At 53.0% G+C, this 19,749-nt stretch carries 20 protein-coding genes and 1 pseudogene; 1 reads left to right on the top strand and 20 read right to left on the bottom strand.

The window, feature by feature from the left end; translation table 11 throughout:
• Window positions 1-156 precede the first annotated feature (156 nt).
• The 16 genes from M0651_RS08120 to M0651_RS08045 all read right to left on the bottom strand — a co-directional run bounded on the left by M0651_RS08120 (window position 157) and on the right by M0651_RS08045 (window position 11,999).
• Window positions 157-1,122, bottom strand: coding sequence for a glycoside hydrolase family 43 protein (locus M0651_RS08120; protein ID WP_248551339.1), 966 nt, complete (start codon window positions 1,120-1,122; stop codon window positions 157-159).
• A gap of 183 nt (window positions 1,123-1,305) precedes the next feature.
• Entirely contained in the window at window positions 1,306-1,521 is a 216-nt protein-coding gene (locus M0651_RS08115; protein WP_248551338.1) for a hypothetical protein, read from the bottom strand.
• Window positions 1,511-1,951, bottom strand: a complete 441-nt coding sequence (locus tag M0651_RS08110; protein ID WP_248551337.1) for an invasin domain 3-containing protein — start codon at window positions 1,949-1,951, stop codon at window positions 1,511-1,513. The genes M0651_RS08115 and M0651_RS08110 overlap by 11 nt, the downstream gene beginning before the upstream one ends.
• On the bottom strand, window positions 1,944-2,987 hold the full coding sequence (locus tag M0651_RS08105; RefSeq protein ID WP_248551336.1) for a discoidin domain-containing protein: 1,044 nt from the start codon (window positions 2,985-2,987) through the stop codon (window positions 1,944-1,946). The genes M0651_RS08110 and M0651_RS08105 overlap by 8 nt, the downstream gene beginning before the upstream one ends.
• 25 nt (window positions 2,988-3,012) lie before the next feature.
• Window positions 3,013-3,633 (bottom strand): putative phage tail protein, encoded by a 621-nt coding sequence (locus M0651_RS08100; protein WP_248551335.1) that lies wholly within the window; start codon window positions 3,631-3,633, stop codon window positions 3,013-3,015.
• Window positions 3,626-4,687, bottom strand: coding sequence for a baseplate J/gp47 family protein (locus M0651_RS08095; protein WP_248551334.1), 1,062 nt, complete (start codon window positions 4,685-4,687; stop codon window positions 3,626-3,628). Before M0651_RS08095 ends, M0651_RS08100 begins: the two co-directional genes overlap by 8 nt.
• 2 nt (window positions 4,688-4,689) lie before the next feature.
• The gene (locus M0651_RS08090; protein WP_248551333.1) at window positions 4,690-5,103 is read right to left on the bottom strand and encodes a DUF2634 domain-containing protein; all 414 of its coding nucleotides are present in this window, start codon (window positions 5,101-5,103) and stop codon (window positions 4,690-4,692) included.
• The gene (locus M0651_RS08085) at window positions 5,103-5,555 is read right to left on the bottom strand and encodes a DUF2577 family protein (RefSeq protein ID WP_248551332.1); all 453 of its coding nucleotides are present in this window, start codon (window positions 5,553-5,555) and stop codon (window positions 5,103-5,105) included. The genes M0651_RS08090 and M0651_RS08085 overlap by 1 nt, the downstream gene beginning before the upstream one ends.
• Entirely contained in the window at window positions 5,555-6,565 is a 1,011-nt protein-coding gene (locus M0651_RS08080; RefSeq protein WP_248551331.1) for an XkdQ/YqbQ family protein, read from the bottom strand. The genes M0651_RS08085 and M0651_RS08080 overlap by 1 nt, the downstream gene beginning before the upstream one ends.
• Complete coding sequence (locus M0651_RS08075; protein WP_248551330.1) at window positions 6,562-7,221, bottom strand: LysM peptidoglycan-binding domain-containing protein; 660 nt, start codon at window positions 7,219-7,221, stop codon at window positions 6,562-6,564. Before M0651_RS08075 ends, M0651_RS08080 begins: the two co-directional genes overlap by 4 nt.
• Entirely contained in the window at window positions 7,221-9,215 is a 1,995-nt protein-coding gene (locus M0651_RS08070) for a phage tail tape measure protein (protein WP_248551329.1), read from the bottom strand. Before M0651_RS08070 ends, M0651_RS08075 begins: the two co-directional genes overlap by 1 nt.
• Window positions 9,216-9,240: 25 nt before the next feature.
• A complete protein-coding gene (locus tag M0651_RS08065; RefSeq protein ID WP_204801157.1) occupies window positions 9,241-9,405 on the bottom strand; it encodes a hypothetical protein in 165 nt (54 codons plus the stop codon).
• Between the two features lie 23 nt (window positions 9,406-9,428).
• On the bottom strand, window positions 9,429-9,827 hold the full coding sequence (locus M0651_RS08060) for a phage tail assembly chaperone (RefSeq protein WP_193417745.1): 399 nt from the start codon (window positions 9,825-9,827) through the stop codon (window positions 9,429-9,431).
• 169 nt (window positions 9,828-9,996) lie between these two features.
• Entirely contained in the window at window positions 9,997-10,431 is a 435-nt protein-coding gene (locus M0651_RS08055) for a phage tail tube protein (protein ID WP_059040798.1), read from the bottom strand.
• Between the two features lie 37 nt (window positions 10,432-10,468).
• Complete coding sequence (locus M0651_RS08050; RefSeq protein ID WP_248551328.1) at window positions 10,469-11,527, bottom strand: phage tail sheath subtilisin-like domain-containing protein; 1,059 nt, start codon at window positions 11,525-11,527, stop codon at window positions 10,469-10,471.
• Window positions 11,528-11,543: 16 nt separating this feature from the next.
• Window positions 11,544-11,999, bottom strand: a complete 456-nt coding sequence (locus M0651_RS08045; protein WP_248551327.1) for a hypothetical protein — start codon at window positions 11,997-11,999, stop codon at window positions 11,544-11,546.
• A 255-nt stretch (window positions 12,000-12,254) separates the two neighbouring features.
• Between M0651_RS08045 and M0651_RS08040 the strand changes: the two genes are divergently transcribed.
• Window positions 12,255-12,842, top strand: a complete 588-nt coding sequence (locus tag M0651_RS08040; protein ID WP_248551326.1) for a response regulator transcription factor — start codon at window positions 12,255-12,257, stop codon at window positions 12,840-12,842.
• Here the strand turns inward: M0651_RS08040 and M0651_RS08035 are convergent.
• From M0651_RS08035 to M0651_RS08020, 4 genes and pseudogenes are all read right to left on the bottom strand, one after another.
• The gene (locus M0651_RS08035; protein ID WP_248551325.1) at window positions 12,829-14,298 is read right to left on the bottom strand and encodes a sensor histidine kinase; all 1,470 of its coding nucleotides are present in this window, start codon (window positions 14,296-14,298) and stop codon (window positions 12,829-12,831) included. The genes M0651_RS08040 and M0651_RS08035 overlap by 14 nt on opposite strands.
• A 221-nt stretch (window positions 14,299-14,519) precedes the next feature.
• Window positions 14,520-15,535, bottom strand: a pseudogene (locus M0651_RS08030) (glycoside hydrolase family 53 protein).
• Window positions 15,536-15,563: 28 nt separating this feature from the next.
• Window positions 15,564-17,648 carry a beta-galactosidase gene (locus M0651_RS08025; protein WP_248551324.1) on the bottom strand — a complete coding sequence of 695 codons (2,085 nt, stop codon included), beginning with the start codon at window positions 17,646-17,648 and terminating at the stop codon, window positions 15,564-15,566.
• Between the two features lie 486 nt (window positions 17,649-18,134).
• Window positions 18,135-19,724 (bottom strand): ABC transporter substrate-binding protein, encoded by a 1,590-nt coding sequence (locus M0651_RS08020; RefSeq protein ID WP_248551323.1) that lies wholly within the window; start codon window positions 19,722-19,724, stop codon window positions 18,135-18,137.
• Between the last annotated feature and the right edge of the window lie 25 nt (window positions 19,725-19,749).

Raw genomic sequence — 19,749 nt, 5'->3', positions numbered from 1 at the left:
TTACAATAATTTTGTATCTTTTCGTTGATTATAATCCCCTGTCGCTCTGATGTCAACGCTTTCATTTAATTGATTTCTGGTTTTTATGAATGAACTCATATGATATCTCAGTACATCAGATTAGTTCCATAAAAGTTGTAACAGTATCCATGAATTTCATTCTCCGGCAGGTCGCGAAACAGGTACGCCCACACCCGTTGGAACCCCGAAATCCGGAAGCCCGTTTGCTTTCCATCCAAAACTTTGGATTCTTGTGCTGCGAAGAGAACCTGCTGAGCGTGGTTGTTCCGTCTCCGAATAATCATAAGCGTGATAAACGATCCAATCCTCGGAGCCGTCCGGAGAAACGGTAAAACTGTTGTGCCCCGGTGCATAGACTCCGGCTGACGGATGTTTGGCAAAGACGGGTCCGTCCTGTTTGATCCAGGAGTTGGCGTCAAGCAGATCGGCAGATTCCGGAATCCTCGTCATCCCAAGGCAGTAATCATCCGACCACGTGGCACTCGCTGAGAAGATCAGGAAAATCCACCCATTGCGCCGCAAAAAGACCGGCCCTTCGTTAATCGCCATCCCGCCTTGCTTCTCCCATGGCTCTGTCGGGGCCGAAATCAACACATTGGGACCTGTCAGCGTCCACGGATTGGTCATGCGGGCAGCATAAATCGCCGATCCGTAATCGGGAAAGTTGCCGTAGCCGGAATAAAAGAAGTACAGCTCCCCCTGGTGCTGGAGCACGGTTCCATCGAGGCCCGGAACTTCCGTGTTTACCGCGCCCTTAAAACACCACTCGCCGTTCAGCGGATCATCACCCTGAAGTTCAAGCACGCAGATACGTCTTGTGTCGTCCCCGCCACCGTCGTTGGCGGTATAGTAGATGTACCACCGACCCTCAATATTGTGCAACTCCGGCGCCCATAGGTTCCAGGAAAAGGGGCCGTCTGGCTCAGGAACCCATACCGTCTTCGGGTGAACCTGACCGAGTCCGGTCAGCGTTTGGCTATGCCAAAGGGCAATCCGGTCCCCTAACGTGACCGACATATAGTAGCTTCCATCGGGATGCCGAATCACCCAAGGATCGGCACCGTTTGACAAAATCGGGTTAGAAAATGTACATCTCTCCATGTTCTTCCTCCTCATTTTGAAATAGCTCTAACAGACTGGTTAATTATTTGTTTTATTACAAACATTTTATTTTGTTCTCATCACCATAATCCCATCTCAGATGATTGTCAACGTTTTCATTCGGAGTGAGGGTGGGGAAAACAAAAAGCCATCCGCTTCCCCGCAGGGGCAGATGGCTTCATTTTACTTTTGGGACCGCTGGAGTGCCTTTAGGAGCAACGCCTGCTGTTCCAGGACATCATTTAGCATTTCGAACAGGGTGTCTAGAGTGACCTCGGTTGATTTGAGGTTTTGTTGTTTGCGAGAAGTGGATTTATGTTGGATCTCCTCCACCTTCACGCGAAGCGGATCGGCTGGAATGTGAAAATGAACCTTAGCGGCCAGCTTCTTAGTTGCCATCTACGAACACCACCTTTAGATCACCGTTGCGATCGAGACCCACTGTTTTTAAGGCGTAAGCCCCTGGTTCGTCGCTGCTGATCGTGACCTCCGCAACGCCTTTCGCCGCCTTCACCGTTTGCCGTATCCCGTTTAATTCAACAGCCACTTCGTTGTTAAACTCCTTTTGCACCTGTCCTTGCCAATCAACGACGGTGATTGTTACCGTTACCGTATCTTCACCATCCGCCCGAATTTGAGTCTTATCCGCCTCCATGCGGACGAAATCCCCCGTGAAGCCGCCATCGGCGTACCGCGTAAACAGCAGGTTTCCTCTTTTGTACTGCTGCTCACTGATCGGGACCAGATTCGGCGATTCTACCTCTCCGGACAGTTCGCTCACCGCAAACACCCGGCCTTCTTCATCAATTTGTGCATAATAATTAGGCAAACTCAATCACCTCCCAGGAGATCTCGGCATAGGCCTCGTAAAATCCCTCATAGAAGTTAAATCGCAATTTATTGCCGTCGACCAACCTTGCACAAACCGAACCGTCCATCATGGGTGAGGTTTGGAACCAATGAGACAACCCTGATGTGGTGATGTTGACGAATGTCTTTTGCGGATTTACCGCGGAGATCGTCACCTCTCTCACTGTGGACCCCGTTCCATTCGGATAAAAATAGGAAATACTCGCCGAACCTCGCTGAACCCCTTTAATCCCCACGTCCTTCCACCCCCATCCCTCAGAATATTGCAGCGATCCCTTATGGATTCGAAAATCCGGACTTTCTTGAACATCTCGGCTGAATACGCCAAATCCCGAGACGTAAGCGATATTGGTCTGATTCCCAGGTTCCGTCAGCGTCAGCCGTACATACGAACCATGAAACAACTGATCGAATGGATGGTATTGGGGAGGCTGCTCTGTGCCGCTATGAGAATAGGTGTACGCTCTAGTCCAGTTGGTATTGTCACTGCTGATTTCAACATAGAAGTTTCGTGGCGGGGCGACCCAGTTATTTTCAAAGCTGATCCCTTCAATCTCGTAATATTCGGTTGTGAGATTCACGGTTATCGATTGAGGGAACGGAACCGAGCTTCGATTGACCAGCCAATAGTTATCACCGTATTGACGATACGGTGCAGTCGGTACGCCAACGACCACACCTCCTGTAACGGTAAACGGCTTGTATTTGGCGACGTTCCCACTGAGCCGCCCGGATTTCAAATGCCTGCGGCACAGCGTTGCACGTGCGACCCGATCTCCGGTTACAGCGGATAAAGCGATCCGGTCCGACGTAACCGCCCCGACAGCGATCCCTTCGGTGCCGATTTGCGGTGCATCGCCGGCTTTCCCGGTATGTCGATGACCTCCAGTCGCACGAAATAAAGCATCGATCGCTTCGATATTTTCGTTCTGAGCCGTTCTTCTGACGGTATCTGAAGGCTCAAATGTAGTTAAACCGCTAGGCAGTTTTGGCATAAGTACTCCCCTTTCTTAAGTAACCTCATGATCGTTTAGCCCCCGGCTTCCATACTTCCAACTCGTCCCAAGACATGTCGAGTGCGTCGAGTTTCTCCCATGTTAATTCGGCCGCATCCAGCTCTTCCCAACGTAAATAAGTAAATTGGAACACCAATTGGAGATGGGCTGGAACGATTTCACGCAGCGCGTTTTGCATATCCGGTAAATTTGGCGGAACCCCGCGCTTACCGATAAAAGTGATCACCACTTCGTACTTGTTGAAATTTTCTTGAACCTGGATTTCCCCGTTTTCAAACGAATCCGCCACCTCTTTGATGACGGCCAGCGTCACGGTTCCAGCTCCCCGAATCTTCGACTTAATGACCGAGCGCCGTTGTTCCTGAGGTTTGCCTTCGTCAATCGGAATGCCGCAAATGGCTTCCCAAGTGGCTAATCCCCAAGTTGCCCGATCGATAAAAAATTGATCCAATACCTCCCGGATCTCGGCGTTCAGATCAACCAACTCTTGAGCTTCGCGCGTGATCAAATTACCGACGAGGCCCGGCTTCCCGTTGGCTTCCCTCGGCATATAGTAATCAGGTAAATCATCCATCATCTCATTTTGGATATTTCGAACCATAACAGCTTTGCTTGGACTAGACAACAAAATTCACCGTCCCGGCCACGGCAACCTGCTCATCGCCAATATTCAAGTTTTGATTGGCCACGCCGTTAATGGTTAGGTTCTTGAAATCCGTAACGGCCTCGATATCGAGAAGCAAACCAAAAATCCGGTTATAAGGGACAACTGGGCTTTGGAAGGCCAAGTCGGCCAGAAACGCCTTTAATTTATCGCTGAAGAGCGCCTTGACGTTCGCCAATACCGCACCTGAAGCCAGCGTCACGTTCGCCGTCACATTAATCTTCAATTCCTGGGCAGGCACCACGGTGACTGAGGCTCCTACAGGCCTCCGGGCATCCACTGCCTCCCTTACATCCTGTACGATGGTGGAGTTAGGAGCAATTTTATCCTCCGACAATACACACAACTTCACGGTTCCGCCGCCGTTCCACACAGGGAACACCTTAACGTCGCCCACCCCGCGCACTTCCAGTGCCCATTGGCGGTAATGCCAGGCATTGCCGCTGGTTGCGGGCCGGCGTACCCGGTCGAAATAACGAACCAACAACGACTCATCCGATTCGGTTTCCGCACCGTTCACGAATTCCTCGGGGTTGGTCACCGTTACGATCCCGGACAGGTTCCCCAGCACCAGCTTGACACGTCCCTTATCCACGTTGCCTCGTTTACCGCCGGCAGCAGCCACCGCTTTTACCGTCGCCTTCTTCTGCTTGATGATCCCAGGTTCGGTCGTGATAAAAATGACGGCCTCCTCTTCATCTGTCGATACAGCAGTTCCTTCCGGGATGATCGTGTCCTCATCTCCACTAAACACCAACTTCCCTTCCGCCTTCACGCTTGGACGGCGAGTTAAGCCAAGTTCTCCAGCGCGGAGATCCAGATACTCGGAAGGCTGCTCCGGGCCGGCGAAGCCGAATTTCAGAACATGGTCCAGCTCGATGTAGGCGTGTGCCAGCTCAATGGCCGCAGGGGAGAGCAAATCGTAGGTGATGGACCCCTGACGGGTATCGATCTCCTTCGGCGAGGCGTCCCGCATCCGCTGCAAAATGGCTTCTTTCGTTTGATGTTCAAACACGTTTATATCCTCACCTCCTGCTGAACGTCTCCTTCTGTCGTATGAACCGTAAAGGTCACGAACAGCTTATCGTTCTCCCTAACGATTTGAAATTGATCTACTGAGGCGACGCGATCATCTTCCTGCAGCGCTTCGGTAATCACCCTCGTGATTTCACTCTTGAGCAGCTGCTGGGAAATGTCCTGGCCCAGCAAACTTTCGATTTCGCAGCCATATTGGCTGTTGTAAATCAAATACCGGTAACGTGCCGTTTGAATCGCCTTGCGGATAAATTGACGGATGGCCTCCGTTCCATCAATGATCCGCTCGACCACTTGACCCGTTTCGAAATCGAGAGCATACGTCCGGGAAGGAAGCTTCTCCGGCTTAACTTCCGCATAACGCTCCTCCCTTCCTTGCAGCGGAGACAACGCCATCAGTACATCACCGCCCGATCCAAAATAAGATAGGTTTGGCCTTGATGAATGCCGGCCACGATCACGCGATCGTCTTTCTTCAGTTCGTCCGTGAATTCAAGTTCGGCTTCTTGCACCGTCAAATTTGCGGAGGACATGCCGAAGGAAGTAAATTTTGTGATCTCACCACTCCCGCTTGATACGACCAAAACGGATGCCTGAGTGATGGAAGTGGAAGACACCTCCGTCTTCCCCTCGCTCTTCACGTTCGCCTTCCGCGTGTATTTCGTTAACGACTGAGCCACGATTAAATCATCCTTCTCCAGCTCCACGTTCATATGATCCACCTTAATCTTCAGCTCAGGCGGCGGCGCCGTCACTGTCGCCAACTCCAAGGTAATGTCCGAGTTGTAGCCGATGGCTCGGATTAATTGCACAAGCTGGCTCGCCCCCGAACCTTCGATGCGTTCCATTAACCGGCCCCCTTCTCTTCCTTGTATTCCAATTTGGGAATGTCGTCCGTCGCCGACAAGGTTAAAGACATCGTGTGTTTGCCATGCTCGAAGCGATGTTCGTCGGCCGAAACGTAATACCCGCCGAGAATGCCCGTTACGGATTCCTTGACGTAAACGCACGAGCCGGAAACCACGTCGGCGATCCCCAAACAATCGATGCGGGCTTGATCCTCGATGGTCGCCAAATCCTTAAGCAGTTGCTTGGCGCGCTGCTCCATCTGCGAAGAGGTCATCGCCTGATCCGGTTTCTCCAAATGCTGCATGATACCAAACTTCCGGATCAGTTCTGAATCCTTGGCACTGGCAGACAGCTCCTTCTTTTTCCCGTCCTTGCCGACGACCTTGATTTGGGTGCGTGTTTCTTCAATGGATTGCGAGTAACTGGCTCCTAGCAAGTTCACGCCATTCTCCAGCACCCACTTTCCCTTCTGTTCCTTACGCGCCAGTAGCTGCAGCTTACCTTCCTTCGACGTAATCCAGAATCGTTGTCCGTTTTGCTTTTCGGTTTCGGTTAAGGCCGTCACCATCATTTCAAACAGGGTCTTGTCGCGTAAGACCAGCTTCGGGATGACGTAACCCGTATCCTGAATTTCCCCCATCGGAACGGAGAACTCGTTGCACAGTCGCTTCACCACCGCAGAGGCCGTTTGCCCGCGAAAGATTTTCGTATCCTTACTTTTGGTCAGGTAGATGTTTTCGTCGTAAGCCGTTAGAGACATCTGGCCTTTGGAGTCGATCTCATCGGCAAACAGGACGCCGCGAAACAGCTCTTGATCGTCCAGGAGAAGGCGCAGCTCCCCGCCTTTCTGGAGCTTCATATACAGCTCGCGTAGATCTCCGGTATTGGACAACTCGACCACCAGCTTGCGAGCGGCCTGTTTGATATCACCGGACCAATTGACGGACTTGACGATCGGATCCAAAAAAACGTCTTGCTCCTGATCTTTATAGGTCACGCTCCAGTTCATGAGGGAATCACCAGCTTCTGGCCGGGAACGATCCGGTTCGGGTCTTTCCCGATCACGGTTTTGTTTGCCGCGTAAACTTCCCTCCACCGGTCACCGTTGCCGAGCGTCCGCTGCGCGATTTTCCACAACGTATCCCCAGGGATGACAACATAGGAGGCCGGAGGCGTCTTCGTGTCAGGGCGATATTCACCCGTAATCACCATCGCTTTCCCCGACCCGGATGTCTCCACCTGACGGAACTGCACTTCCTTGTATTCCTTCAACTCCAGTTCGAAAAAAACATCGCCCGGGTTCCCCGCGCGTTCGCTGTACTGGAAGGAGCGGATGGTCACCAGCCCTTTGAGCTTGGTTCCCGTAATGTCGAGGCGCACCGGACGTCGGCTTCTCATCCAGCCCTCAATTTTCTCCACGGTTGCCCAGGGATCGGGCAAGGACTCATATTCGCAATATCCGGGGTGGTAGTCGCGCGGAAAAAAGGAAGCAAACGAATATTCCTTCAGGACCGCCTCCCCGATGACCGTGTATTCTCCCAACTGCGTAACCTGGATATCCTCGTAGCCGTGAGAGCTTTTGACCGACACCTGCTCCGGGTTCACCGGCAGCCAGAGCCACTCCTTCTCATCGATCGTCTTCAGCCAAAACTCCAGCGATGCCATTACGCCATCAATCCTCCCGCCGCTTTGATTTCGCGGGCCAACGCTCTAGCGATTGCATCTATATCGGATTCCTGGCGGACATGAAACGTATTGCCCGTAATCGATATGGCGGCTCCCCCGCTCGCCCCGTTTGAGAATTCCCGGTTCTCAGCGGCCGTCATAATGCGTTCACCCTTGTGCAGCCGGGCCATCATTCCGTCGTAAGGCACATAAGACATGCCGTGATAACGGCTCGTCGGCGGACCGCCGTTCGATGTCGCTGTATTTCCGCCGGCCCCCCCATTTTCGTCACCGCTGAAAATATCGAAGACGCTGAGGAAGGAGCTGATTTTATCCTTCACTTTGTTAACCTGCTCCACGATCCAATCCATGTGGTACTTGAACACGTACGCCAATCCTGCGACGGCCACCCCTACCAGCAGGACCGCTGCGATTATTGGAAGAAACGGCGCAACGGCCGCCCATCCCGCCACCGCAGAAGCCCATAAGGCCGGTGCAAAGACGCCAAGCAGCAAGGCGGCTATAGAGCCGATCGTAGCCAGCACGATATCCCCGTCCCGAGTTAACACTTCAACGATGGAGGCCAGGGCTTCGCCGAGGGGCAACATCGCTTCCCCTAAGGGCGCCAAAGCGACCGTAATCCGGTTCTGGAGCATATCCCATTTATCCCCGAAGGTTTGGACCTCGCCGGCTTGGTTCCGAATCGCGTTGCCGGCCGTACTCATCGCCGCAACCACACCGCCGAATTCAACCTGCCCGTTCTTCAGGGCGGCCACCAGATCGCCGCTGACGCTGTGACCAAAATACTGAGCAGCCAAAGCCGCAGCCTCCGACTCAGTTGCCGCCGCTTTGATCTTAGCGGTAATAGCAGCAAGGCCTTCGCCTTTCACATCCTTCCGGAGCGCATCCTGAATCGGGGTTAATCCAGCGGACTGCCACTTGGCCATTAAGGCCATTGACTGTTCGAAACTAAGTCCCATCTGTTGCAGAGGCAGGCCGAGCGAACCCATATTTTTGAGCAAATCGCCCATCCCCGCCCCGCTGACGCGGCTAGCAGCGAAGAACTGATCCATCATCAAGGTTCCTTCGCCGGCCTTCTTGCCCCAAACGCTCATGACCGAAGCGGCCGCGTTGGCCGCTTCGGCGCTGTTTGCTCCACTTAACCGTGAGGCGTCCAGCACCGTTTTGGACATTGCGGTCAAAGTTGTCCCCGTAAGTTTGGCTTTGCCGCTCAACGTCCCCATCACACTGGCGATCTCGTTCAGATTTTGTGGCACCTGCCCGCCTAGCTCTCGCAGCGACGCGACCATCCCTTTCATTTGGCCAGGGCCGGCCATCGAAGCCCCCCGCAGCGTACCAACCGCCGTGCTGAATTCCTTGGCTGCCGCAAGCGAACGATCCTGCAGTTGACCGAGTAGGCTGCCTGCCGTGCTAGCCGCGGACGAGAGCATCTTCTTCCGGTCTTCCGGCAGGTTCTGAATCGCGGTGTTGCCTGCGATATTTTGCAGCCGTTTGATTCCTTTTAACTTTGGCGGAGCGTTGGGTCCCACGGGAAATCCAAGCTTCGCGGCCAAGGCGTCGTCCGCCTTCTTCTTGGCCGAAGCCGCTCTCTTGTCCTGAACCTTCTGCCACATCCCGGCAAACGGCTTGCCAAGCGCCTTCGCCCCTTTGGAGACACTTTCCGCTTTGGCCTTAACTGCCCAAGACAAATCCAGCATAAAGTTGTCGACGGCCGGCTTCATCGCAGCCAGCTTCTTCCGCATGATCCCAGCGGTAGCACCTGTGGCGAGCTGGAGCGAAACAAATTGTTTGGCTACCTTGGCACTGGTGCTCTGCGTCGCTTCCAACTCTTTCCCGATGCGGGCAAATCCGCTGACCTGCTCAAGCTGGGATGTTGTTTTTTGCAGCTGGCTCATCATTTTGTTGAGCTTGTTCAAGTCGTTTAACGTTGCTTTCGAAAAGTCGGGAATACCCCCGCCTGCCGATGAGCTCAACCTCCTCGCCTCCCCTGTTCAGCCTTTACGGCTTCAGCCTGCGGGCGGCTCTCTCCTGCTCCTTGCGCGCCTTCTCCTCCTCTTCCAACTGCAGCATCATCGAGGCGTACATAAACCGTTTCACGTTCTCATCTTTGTTGTACACCTCATCCGGCGGCAGGTGATGGCGTTGGAAGATCAGATGCAGCAAGAAGGCTTCTCCGCCCGCTTTGATCAGTTTTTTATTTCATCTTCATCGCTGTCGAAACCGCTAATCTCCAAAATTTCTGCGGACAGCTTGGCGATCTCACCGGCCAGCAGCAACCCGAGGATTGCTTCGGTTGGCGTCCCGTATTTCTCAACCAATTCCTTGGCGGACCAATCCGGGATTAGGCACGCTTTCTGGATGACTAAGGCGCCGAACTGTTCATCGTCGAGCACTTTTTCCCGCTTGGGCCCTTTTCCGGTAAAGTGGGTGCACTGCTCCTGGATTCTATGAATCGTTTTGCCGTCCAGCGCCTGAATTTGAAAATCCACGCCCAGCCGTTTCATCGGAACGTCCTTTTTCGGTTTACTGTCCGCCCCAAGCAAAGCTTGAAGCACGTTGTTTTGTCGGTTATCCGTAATCGCCATCGATCTTCATCTCCTTAAAATGGTGTATGCCAAAATGGATGGGGGCAAGTACGTAAAATGTTCCTACGATCGAGAAATCCGGAACCAAAGGCGACCGCTCCGCTTCTTCGGAATCAATTTACTCCCTTGCCTGCATCGCATTCATTAATTCAACGGATCCCCTCGCTCGTTACTCCGCGACGAGTTTATCCAACAATTCGTAGCCGGTAAAATTAAAAGGCAGCTCTTCCTCCACGATGGAGCCGACTTCAAAGTGCATCAGCGGGATTTTATCAAATGTAACCCCTTTAAGACGGACCCGGTAAGCTCCGTAGGACTCCGGATCCTCCAGCTTCAAGATCAGCTCCGTCGTAAATGCACCTTGTTTGTCATCGGCGATTTGTCCGATGAGCTCGACGAATTCGGATGTTACTTTATATCCGGTTATCGTCCCGGATCCGCTGAGCCCGGTCACTTTATGCGCTGTCCAGCGCGTACCGGACCGTTTGATTTCCTCCTTGGTAATTTCCACGTTGGCTTCGGCCGATTTGACGTTGGTCAACCAGCGGCCATCATAATACACATATCCGAAAGTTCCATTGATCACTCGGGTTGAATCCAGCACTGATACCCCTCCTCATGAGATTGAATTCCTCTTCTTGCTACACCTTAATCGTCAGGAAAATCCGCTCCATGCTGTCGATCTCCGTAAAGGCGATCAGCAAATACACGGTGTCGCCTTCCGACTGCCGGTCCGGATCCAGAGTTACCGCGATATCCGTCAGCACGTTGTTTAGCTCCAGCCGTTCCAAATAAGCCTTCACGGCCGAGATCAGTGCAGCCTGCCCATCGGCGTTGTTATCCAGCTTGCCGATATAAGCATCGGCCGCCGCCTTCGTAATATCGGTGGAGATCGCTTGACGCGCCCGCATGGCACGAACCTTCTTCCGGCTCGTGACCAGGCCTTGTTCCACCTTAACCTTCTCTCCGTCATGAACCAGCACAAGCGACCCTTTCTGCAAGGCGGCATGGATCTCCGTATTCCGCAGCCGTTTGGCCACGTCGCCTGCATACACCGGAGCATACGTAATCGATTTGTTGATTCCGGTCCCGGCGATTAATCCGGCGACATAAGGGGCGTAACTCGCGGAACTGTATACCGTCCCTTCGATATTAACGCCGCTGATTAAATTCACCGCATAATCGTCTGCCAAGTCCACGCTGCGTTGGTTACCCTTCGCAGGATCCAGATCGTCTTCAGCTTTACCGCCGAATACCGTCAGGAAGTGCTTGCCTTCATCGTCGCGGCTGTCCGCGCACCATTTCAGCGTCGCCTTTTGCTCACTGGCGGGTACTTCACCTGGAAAAACAAATACGTTAAAATGCCGGGTGCTAAATACGTCGCGAATCGCGGCGTAATCAGCAGCAGCTGGATCCCCTCCGCCACTCGGTACAGGCACCGTATAAACGAGCACCTCTTTCGCCCCTCCCAAGAGGGAAAAGCGAATCGGTTCCACAAACGCGTCGCCAAACCATTGGGCTGCTTCGGATTCTTTTTCCACGGTAAAAAATTGACCTGCGCCAGCTCCCTCATACTGGAACAACGGCATTGCCACCGTTCCCCGGGCGCCACCTTTGATTTGCGCTGCTGCCGCCTCCACGAAATTGATGTACAAACCAGGTCGTACCGGCAAGCTGGTTGTATCCCATGTTCCACCCATGACCTCACGCCACCTTTCAGTTGTTTGTCGTGCGAAATTCCATATGTTTGATTTTGTCTTGCGATCGGAAACGAATCGGTTCACGCGATTGAACCAATAGCGCCCCCTGGCATTTCTGTAAGCCGTTCTCAAGCGGTTCGGCTGAAGTGATCGTAAATGAGTCCACTCGAATGGATAACGTCCCGGCACTTCCTGCTTCACCGGAATCCGTACTTTCGTTCATCACGTATCGACTGAGCGACTCCATCTCATATAACGCCGTTTCCACCGTGCTCGCATAATACCCGATCGCATATTGGCGTTCGAGCAGCGTATGGCTTCTCGAATCGCTTCTGCGGACTTCCTGCTTCAGCAATACTACAAATTCCCCGGCCACAGGTTCGGCAGGCTCCTGGAACCAATGAACCGTAGAGTCGGGAAACCTTCTCGTGATCAACTCCGTTAAACCGCCAACTTCATCGGCCAATAGCACGTCACGATCCCTCCCTTGGGTCGAAACCCTTCTGCCGCTTCCTGAGTACTTTTATAAATTCATCCCCCGTTTCTTCGCATCGTGATCATTTCAGCTGACCATTCGGCCGCATTACGGATTATAGAGCGTTCCTCGACACGCCGAATAGGATGAAATTTCTTCACCTGGGGGTGAAGATAAATCATCCTGTTGCGGGGATCCGATCGTTTGTTATACTGGACTTACTTGTAAACTTCTGTAAGAGGAGGCTGGGAAATGGAGCCGATCCGTGTCATGCTGGTGGAAGACGATCCCTTCTGGAGGGATCATATCAGTGCGGATTTAAGCGATGAGCCAGATATTGAGGTGGTTGCCGTGGCGGCCACGAAGGAAGAAGCGCTTGAAGCCGCAGGTCGACGGAAGATCGACGTGGTGCTGATGGACATCAATTTGACGGGCAACCAGCTGGACGGCCTTGAAGCAGCGGAGCGAATATTGCGGCTTCCCTTGCAGGATTCGGTAAAGATCATTATGTTGACCTCCATCACGGAGGCGGAAGTCATCCTAAAATCGTTTCGCCTCGGCGCCATCAATTACATCAATAAGGCGAGTTATCAAGATATCCTGCAAGCGATTCGCGAAGCCCAGATCGGACGCGCCTCTATCCATTCGGACGCCGCAGGGATTATGCGCAGTGAAATGCAGTTGATGGAGTTATCGCCAACGGAACGCGAGGTATTCGACCTGCGCCAGAACGGCCTTAGTAAACGGGAAATTTCCGAACGCTTACATAAATCGACCAATACGATTAAATCCCAGCTGCGCAGCATTAAGAATAAACTGACTCATTTCAAGATGGATTAGCCCGATCGGCCCAAGCGCGCAGCTTGCTGGTTGCCTTCAGCCTGCGGGATGGATTGCTCGGCCGATAGCGAATCGCCGGAAAGTGCAGGATGAACGTTGTCCCCTTTCCTGATTCGCTCGAGACGGTCAACTTACCTCCATGCTTGCTGAGAACACTTGAGCAATAGGATAAACCGAGACCGTAATTCAAGGCGTTTTTTTTCGTCGTAAAAAAAGGTTCGAAAATCTTGGACATATACTCCTGGGGAATGCCGTTCCCCGTATCGCTGACTTCAATCCGAAAGTCTCGGCGTGAGGCTGCCGAACGCAGGGTAATCGTACCGCCGGAAGGCATGGCATCCAGAGCATTGCGAATCAGATTCGACAGTGTTTCACTGATATGAACGGCATCGCAAACCAGCCGGCCATCGGCCCCATATTCAGCGGACAAGGATACCGGACGATTCTCCACCAGCGTGGCTGCCGACTGGATCACGGAATCCATCAACGAACCAACTTCGTATTCCCCCTCGTCAAGGACGATATCTTCGGCTTTATCTTTGATTCGATTTACCATATGCAGCAGATGGCGGGTTAACCCATGAACCTGTTCAATCGTATGGACGGCTTTGCCGGTCTGTCCCGATTGTAGGAGTACACCGCATTTTTCCGCCAGATAGTCGATCTTCTGGATCTCGTTCTTAATCGTATGGTTCAGAATCGATACCCCCATCGTCAGCGTGCGAATGGAATAATCCAGACGTTCCCGTTCGATGCGCAGTTTAATGCCCAGGAATCCGTAACGCACCGTGTAGAACAGGATGAGCGATACGGCGCCCAAGATAACGATCACATTGCCATGCCACATGCCGTTGCTTTCCAATTCAAGGCTCCACCACCCCAGCTTTAACGATTCGAAGCCAAGATAATCGCTGGTATACGCCCAGATCATAATGACTGGAAACAGCAGGATTCTTCTCCGGACGCGCCGCAGTTGCACATCTTTTTCCCGTGCATAGGCGCGGTAATAGAAATAGCAGCCCAGACCCACATAGATCCCGTCCCAATAACGAAATCGCTCTACCTCAAACGTATTCCAGGGTTCAAATCGCAGATGAGCGAGGAGTAAGGCCAGCGCGCCAACAAAACCGATGATCGACAGCCCCTGCTTCAACCGAAGCCCCATCGACTCGTTTAACCATAAGCCGCCCATGAAGAACGTAAAGGGAAGGAGATAGAAATGAATGTTCATGGCCACCACGGTGGAGATATAAAGCCATCGGCTAACCGTTTCGGGCAGCCATTCGGCTCCTTGAACGACCGGCATAATGGTCAGATGCATCGCGAAGGCGTAGCTGGCGGCCCCGCCGAGCAGCAGCGTTAACGCAATCCATAGTTGGCTTCTCCTGCGGTGAAGCAAAAAGACGAGGCCTAATGACCAAAGGGATAAAAACATCAGAATATATAAGATTTTCATGAATCGTAAACTCCTTCGCCTCAGCGTTATTCCAAATTTACTATTATTTTATATTCTTGAATGGATTCCCTATGAATTCAAATAATTCCTGCTATCCTTTTGGCTATTTTTTTGTGAGCGACTAGGTTTGTCGGCATGGCAAAAAAAGACTCATTTCTACTCAACAAGTCAAGTAGGAATGAGTCTTTCATATATTTCTGCATGCTTAAGTTTATAAGAAGCTAAATAGGTTTTAACACATCCAGCGCCGGCAGCCTATTCCCCTCATAATCAAACAACGTCAGGTTGGCCCAATTATTGTCATGTCCGACGGACCACTCCGCTTTGGCGGGGATCCAGGCCGGCTCCCACCAGTAGAATCCGGTTCCCAATCCGCCCGGCGTGTCCCGAATAATCTGGAGAAAATCACGCAGATAGGCGGCTTGGCCCTCCGGCGAAGCCGGATAACCGGCATGGGTCTGCTCTTTGCTGTTGACGATGGGTTCGGGGATCGGCCCTTTCTGTAATGTCCAGGGATACGCCGTTTCAACCACGTTGATCTCCTTGCCAAACGTGGTCGCCAGCTTCGCGAGATTGGCGCGCAAATCGTCCAGTGTCCCGTGCCACCAAGGGTAAAACGACAGTCCGATTGTATCGAACTCGACCCCGTTCTCCTGGAACCGTTCATAGAAAGCCACGCTGGCTGGCAAATCCCCGCCCCGGTCGATATGGATCATGACGTTGATCGAAGAGTCGACCGCTTTGGCTGCGGCGGTGCCGGCTTTGACCAGCCGGGTGAACTTCTCCCATTGTTCCGGCGTGTTGAATTCCCCGTCCACCTTGCCGTCATTCCAAAGCATCCCGGGTGTGATTTCGTTGCCGATTTGTACCATGTCCGGCAATGTTCCTTCTGTTGCAGCGCAATCAGCACCTGTGCGGTATAATCGCCCACCGCATGAACCAGTTCGTCAAACGACAGCTTCTCCCACGCCTTTGGCTTGAACTGCTTGGCCGGATCCGCCCACCTGTCGGAATAGTGGAAATCCAAGAGAAAATGCAGCCCCAACGCCTTGATCCGTTTCGCCATGAGCAGCGTCCGTTCCAGATTGCAAAACCCGCCAGGCGGTTCGTTCCAGATGCGCAGCCGGATCGAGTTGACTCCGCTGCGCTTCAAGATAACAAGCAAATCCTCCTTCGCTCCGCCCTCTGTGAACGTCCCTCCGGCAACTTCGATTTCGTCCAGAAACGACACATCCATCCCATTGATAAAGGGCAACGTCATCGGCTTAAACCTCACGTTTCAAGATAACGATACCGTTGACCGGCAGCTCGATTGCGCCCTCTACCGCCCGGCCGGTTTCGGCATCGGTATAGCTTTGGCGATCGAGCTCGACGCGGGCGGCGCGGCCGGAGAAGTTCTGCACGAAGACGTACTCGTGCGCACCGTCCGTCCGCGGGGTTGCGGTAACCCCCGCCGGCAGCTCGGTATCCAGCGCCCGGTGAACGCCGGCATCCTGAACAAGCTTGCCGTAAAGCGCCTCGTAGAAGGCCAAGTCGCTAACACGGGCGGCCAAATAATACGCTTTGCCTTGGCCCAGCTCATTGACGGTCAGGACCGGCTTCCCTGCGTAGAAATCGTCACGGTATACGCCAAGTACCTTGGAACCTTCCGCATGGATATGCTCGCACAGCTCATGGATTTCATACGTCCCGCTGAGGCCGAGCGAATTCCCGTCTTCCAAAATCAGCGCGTTGCGGTCATGGTCATGCAGGCCGTCGATTTCCTCCGCCCACACGCCTAACGTCTTGCGCAGCGGTCCCGGGAATCCGGTTAAATGACAGAGGTCGTTCTCATCAACGATGCCGGACCAATACGTGACAAACAAGGTTCCTCCGTCTTTCACGAACTGCTCCATCTTAGCTCCAGTTTCTTCCCGCAGCAGATAAGCCATCGGTACAACGAGCAGCTTGTAGCCGCTAAAGTCATCAAACGAGCCGATGATGTCCGTCGGCACACCCAGTTCCCACAAGGCGCGATACTGCTGCATGACGGTCTCTTCATAATGGATGCCTTTGTTGCGCGGCCCCTGTGAATCATGGATCGCCCAGCGGTTATCCCAGTCGAACAGAATGGCCGCTTCCGCCGGAACGGTGGTGCCCAGCACTTCCGTCAACCCGGCGAGCGTTTGGCCCAGCGATGCAACGTCCTCGAACACCCGCGTATGCTCATGCCCAACGTGGTCGATGACCGCGCCGTGGAATTTCTCGCTGGAACCGCGGCTTTTCCGCCATTGGAAGTACTGCACGGTATCGGAACCGTGAGCCACCGCCTGCAGGGAGGACAACTTATGCATGCCCGGACGCTTCAGCTTGCTGACCGGCTGCCAGTTCGTGAGGGACGGGGTGCTCTCCATCAGCATAAACGGCTTTTGCTTCAGCGAACGGAACAAGTCATGGTTAAAAGCAAACCAGGATCCCACGCCGGCGTCGGAATCGGTCTCATGCCACATCGGGTAGGCGTCCCAGGAAATAACGTCCACCACTTTCGCGAACTCGCGGTAATCCAGCCCGTAGAACAAGTCCATCATATTCACGGTGCACGGCAGTTCCGGGCTGATCCGCTTCAGCGGTTCAATTTCATGCTTGTAGAAATCAATCGTCTGGTCGGATACGAACCGGCGCCAGTCGAGATTCTGCCCATGCACCATCATTTCGCCATGCGGGGCCGGGGACTCCACTTGCGACCAGGACGTGTACGTATGACTCCAGAAGTTCGTCCACCAGGCACGATTGAGCGCGTCCAGCGAGCCATATTTCCGCTTAAGCCAGTCGCGGAAGGCGTCCTGGCAATAGTCACAGTGGCACTCCCCGCCGTATTCGTTGGACACATGCCAGCCGACTACCGCCGGATGTTTGGAATAGCGCTCCGCCAGCTTGGTGTTCATCTGCGTGACTTTTTCCCGATAGACCGGGGAGGTAAAGCAGTGGTTATGACGCATGCCGTGGAGGTTGCGGACTCGATTCTTCTCGACACGCAGCACTTCCGGATATTTCTCCGACATCCAGGCCGGGCGGGCACCACTTGGCGTAGCTAACCAAGCGTAAATGCCGTTCTCGGCAAACGTATCCAGCACGCGATCCAGCCATTCAAACTGGTAGACGCCCTCTTCCGGCTCCAGCGAAGCCCAGGAGAAGATCCCGATGGCCATTACGTTACAATGGGCCAGCTTCATCAAGCGGATATCCTCCGCCAACACTTGCGGATCGTGTAGCCATTGGTCGGGATTATAGTCGGCACCGTGCATGAAGACTGGCAATTTGTCGCTGATAGGCGGGTATTTCATTGGTTTTGGTGTTGAGCTTCTACTCATCAGAATATCTCCTCTCCGTTTCTGATCTGTATGACTTTAGTGGAACTACGTCTTCCGGGGGGAACTGCATCTCCCAGGGGAACTATACCTCCCGAACGGAACTGTATTTCTCGGGCTGAACGGTCTCTCCCGGGCCGAACCTTATCGCCCGAAATGCAAAAGTGCAGTTGATATCGAGCAAGTGCCCTAGTTACATCCGCTCAACTGCAAAAGTGCAGTTCATTTCCGGTAAAATGCCCCAATTGCGGCTGCTCAATTTCAAAAGTGCAGTTTATTTCCGGGCAAACAGCCCTTTTAACCTCAAACGTCACCTACCGGCTGTACAATTGCATTTCACACGCTGATATCAGGGGATTTTCTCAAATTCAAATGTACTTTTACAGTTCGACACTCTCCCCAACGGTCCTTCCTCCAAACATCCTTCGACGTTGCCATGAAAGAAAAGGAGGGGACGGGCGTCCCCTCCTTTCACCCAAGTCGCCTATCTTATTGAACTTGAGCAGCTAGGAATGCGTCGATTTGGCTCTGCAGTTCTTGTTGAATTTTATCCAGACCGGCCGCTTTCAGTTGTTTGTTCAGGTCAGCTTGACCTTTCTCCAAGTCTTTGATCAAACCGTATTCCAGCGGAATAGCGTAACGCAGCATCACGTTGCCTACGTTCGCAACTTCGTTCTTCACTTTGGAATCGTCAAAGACGAAGGTTTCCAGCGGGAAGTGGTACACTTTGGACTGCCAGTCGGCCAACATTTTGTTGCCTTCTTCCGGGTAGGAAGAGTCGGTGCGGTTCAGCAGCGAGTTCCAGCCCCATACAGAGTAGCCCGACAGGTTGTAATTATTGAAGCTTGGTCCTGGGCTGTACTTGTCGTCGCCAATTGGCTCGTAGTGTTTACCAGCGACTCCGTACATCGTCAAATCATGAATTTCCTTATCGTTTTGCAGCAAATCGATCAGCATCAACGAACGTTCAACATTTTTGGAAGTCGCGTGGATCCCCAACCCGTTTTGCGTGGAAATCGCACCGATCTTCTTCTTGTCCGGCGTCAAATCGGCAATATTCACTTCCATTTCCGGCTTGTCGCGGCGGATTTCGCCGATGTTGCTCGAGATGGTCCCCAGGTTTTGCGCATAAGAGGAAGTTTTGCCCGCTTTGATGTCTTGGAAAACGTCGTTTTTGTTGCTCACGATGTTCTTGGACCAGCCATTGTTGTCGGCCAAATCCTTATAGTATTGAATCAGCGCGGTGAATTCCGGCGTATCGTATACGTTGAAGACTTTCCCTGTTGCATCGTCCAATTTGTAAGCCAACGGGAAGTTGTAGTCGACCAGGTTCCATTCGTTTTGCTGCTCCAGCAAAATTTGATCCAGCTCATGCCATTTCCATCCGTCAGCCGGTTTGGCGCCAAAAGGACTGATGCCTTTCTCGCCGGCCCCGATCGCTTTCAAATAAGCGGCGTAGGTTTCCGGACTGTTGACCGGATCCAGGTTATACTTCTTGCGCAGGTCCTCCCGAACCAAAACGACTTTGTCGGTCACTTCTTGGTTGTTGTTCGGCACCATATACTGCTTGCCATTCACCTTAGATTGATCCCAAGAGGCTTGCGGCATCGCTTCCCAAGTCTTCGGAGCGTACTTCTGCAGCATCTCGTCCGTCAACTCTAGGAAACCGCCCTTCAGCACCTGGTCGTTATAGAACGCCCAGTTCGCCGTGTAAGCGATGTCAAAATCTTCATTCGCTGCGAACTTCAGCGGATATTTCTGGGTCCAGTCGGCCCAATCCAAAAACTCGGTTTCGACGGTTGCGTTGATTTTCTCTTTCAGCAGCTTGTTAAGCTCGCCGTACACCTCGTCATAATCCGCCGGTTTGCTGCCGACCATCAACAGCTTCAGCGTCACTTCCTGGGACGTATCCACAGCTCCGTCAGTTGTTGCGGTATTGGTCGTCGCGTTGTTCGGAGCCGCCGCGTCCGGAGAATTGCCACTACCCGCGTTGTTATTCCCGCCGCCGCAAGCGGACAGTAAGGTCGTCAACGCCAGTACCATAGCCACAAGAAACGTTGCTTTCTTTTTCAGTTTCATGACCGATGTTCCCCCTAAAATTGTG

Origin of the sequence: Paenibacillus mellifer (genome assembly GCF_023195895.1) — a bacterium.
GTDB lineage: Bacteria > Bacillota > Bacilli > Paenibacillales > Paenibacillaceae > Fontibacillus > Fontibacillus mellifer.
Note: the sequence above shows the minus strand (reverse complement) of the source record. Positions and strands in the feature narration are given on the sequence as shown.

Bases quoted from the DNA above. Each gene is read 5' to 3' on its own strand.
- M0651_RS08025 (WP_248551324.1), bottom strand. From the start codon at position 17,648: ATGAGTAGAAGCTCAACACCAAAACCAATGAAATACCCGCCTATCAGC.
- M0651_RS08040 (WP_248551326.1), top strand. From the start codon at position 12,255: ATGGAGCCGATCCGTGTCATGCTGGTGGAAGACGATCCCTTCTGGAGG.
- M0651_RS08050 (WP_248551328.1), bottom strand. From the start codon at position 11,527: ATGGGTGGAACATGGGATACAACCAGCTTGCCGGTACGACCTGGTTTG.
- M0651_RS08020 (WP_248551323.1), bottom strand. From the start codon at position 19,724: ATGAAACTGAAAAAGAAAGCAACGTTTCTTGTGGCTATGGTACTGGCG.
- M0651_RS08120 (WP_248551339.1), bottom strand. From the start codon at position 1,122: ATGGAGAGATGTACATTTTCTAACCCGATTTTGTCAAACGGTGCCGAT.
- M0651_RS08075 (WP_248551330.1), bottom strand. From the start codon at position 7,221: ATGGCATCGCTGGAGTTTTGGCTGAAGACGATCGATGAGAAGGAGTGG.
- M0651_RS08105 (WP_248551336.1), bottom strand. From the start codon at position 2,987: ATGCCAAAACTGCCTAGCGGTTTAACTACATTTGAGCCTTCAGATACC.
- M0651_RS08080 (WP_248551331.1), bottom strand. From the start codon at position 6,565: ATGAACTGGAGCGTGACCTATAAAGATCAGGAGCAAGACGTTTTTTTG.
- M0651_RS08090 (WP_248551333.1), bottom strand. From the start codon at position 5,103: ATGGCGTTGTCTCCGCTGCAAGGAAGGGAGGAGCGTTATGCGGAAGTT.
- M0651_RS08085 (WP_248551332.1), bottom strand. From the start codon at position 5,555: ATGGAACGCATCGAAGGTTCGGGGGCGAGCCAGCTTGTGCAATTAATC.
- M0651_RS08035 (WP_248551325.1), bottom strand. From the start codon at position 14,298: ATGAAAATCTTATATATTCTGATGTTTTTATCCCTTTGGTCATTAGGC.
- M0651_RS08060 (WP_193417745.1), bottom strand. From the start codon at position 9,827: ATGGCGATTACGGATAACCGACAAAACAACGTGCTTCAAGCTTTGCTT.
- M0651_RS08115 (WP_248551338.1), bottom strand. From the start codon at position 1,521: ATGGCAACTAAGAAGCTGGCCGCTAAGGTTCATTTTCACATTCCAGCC.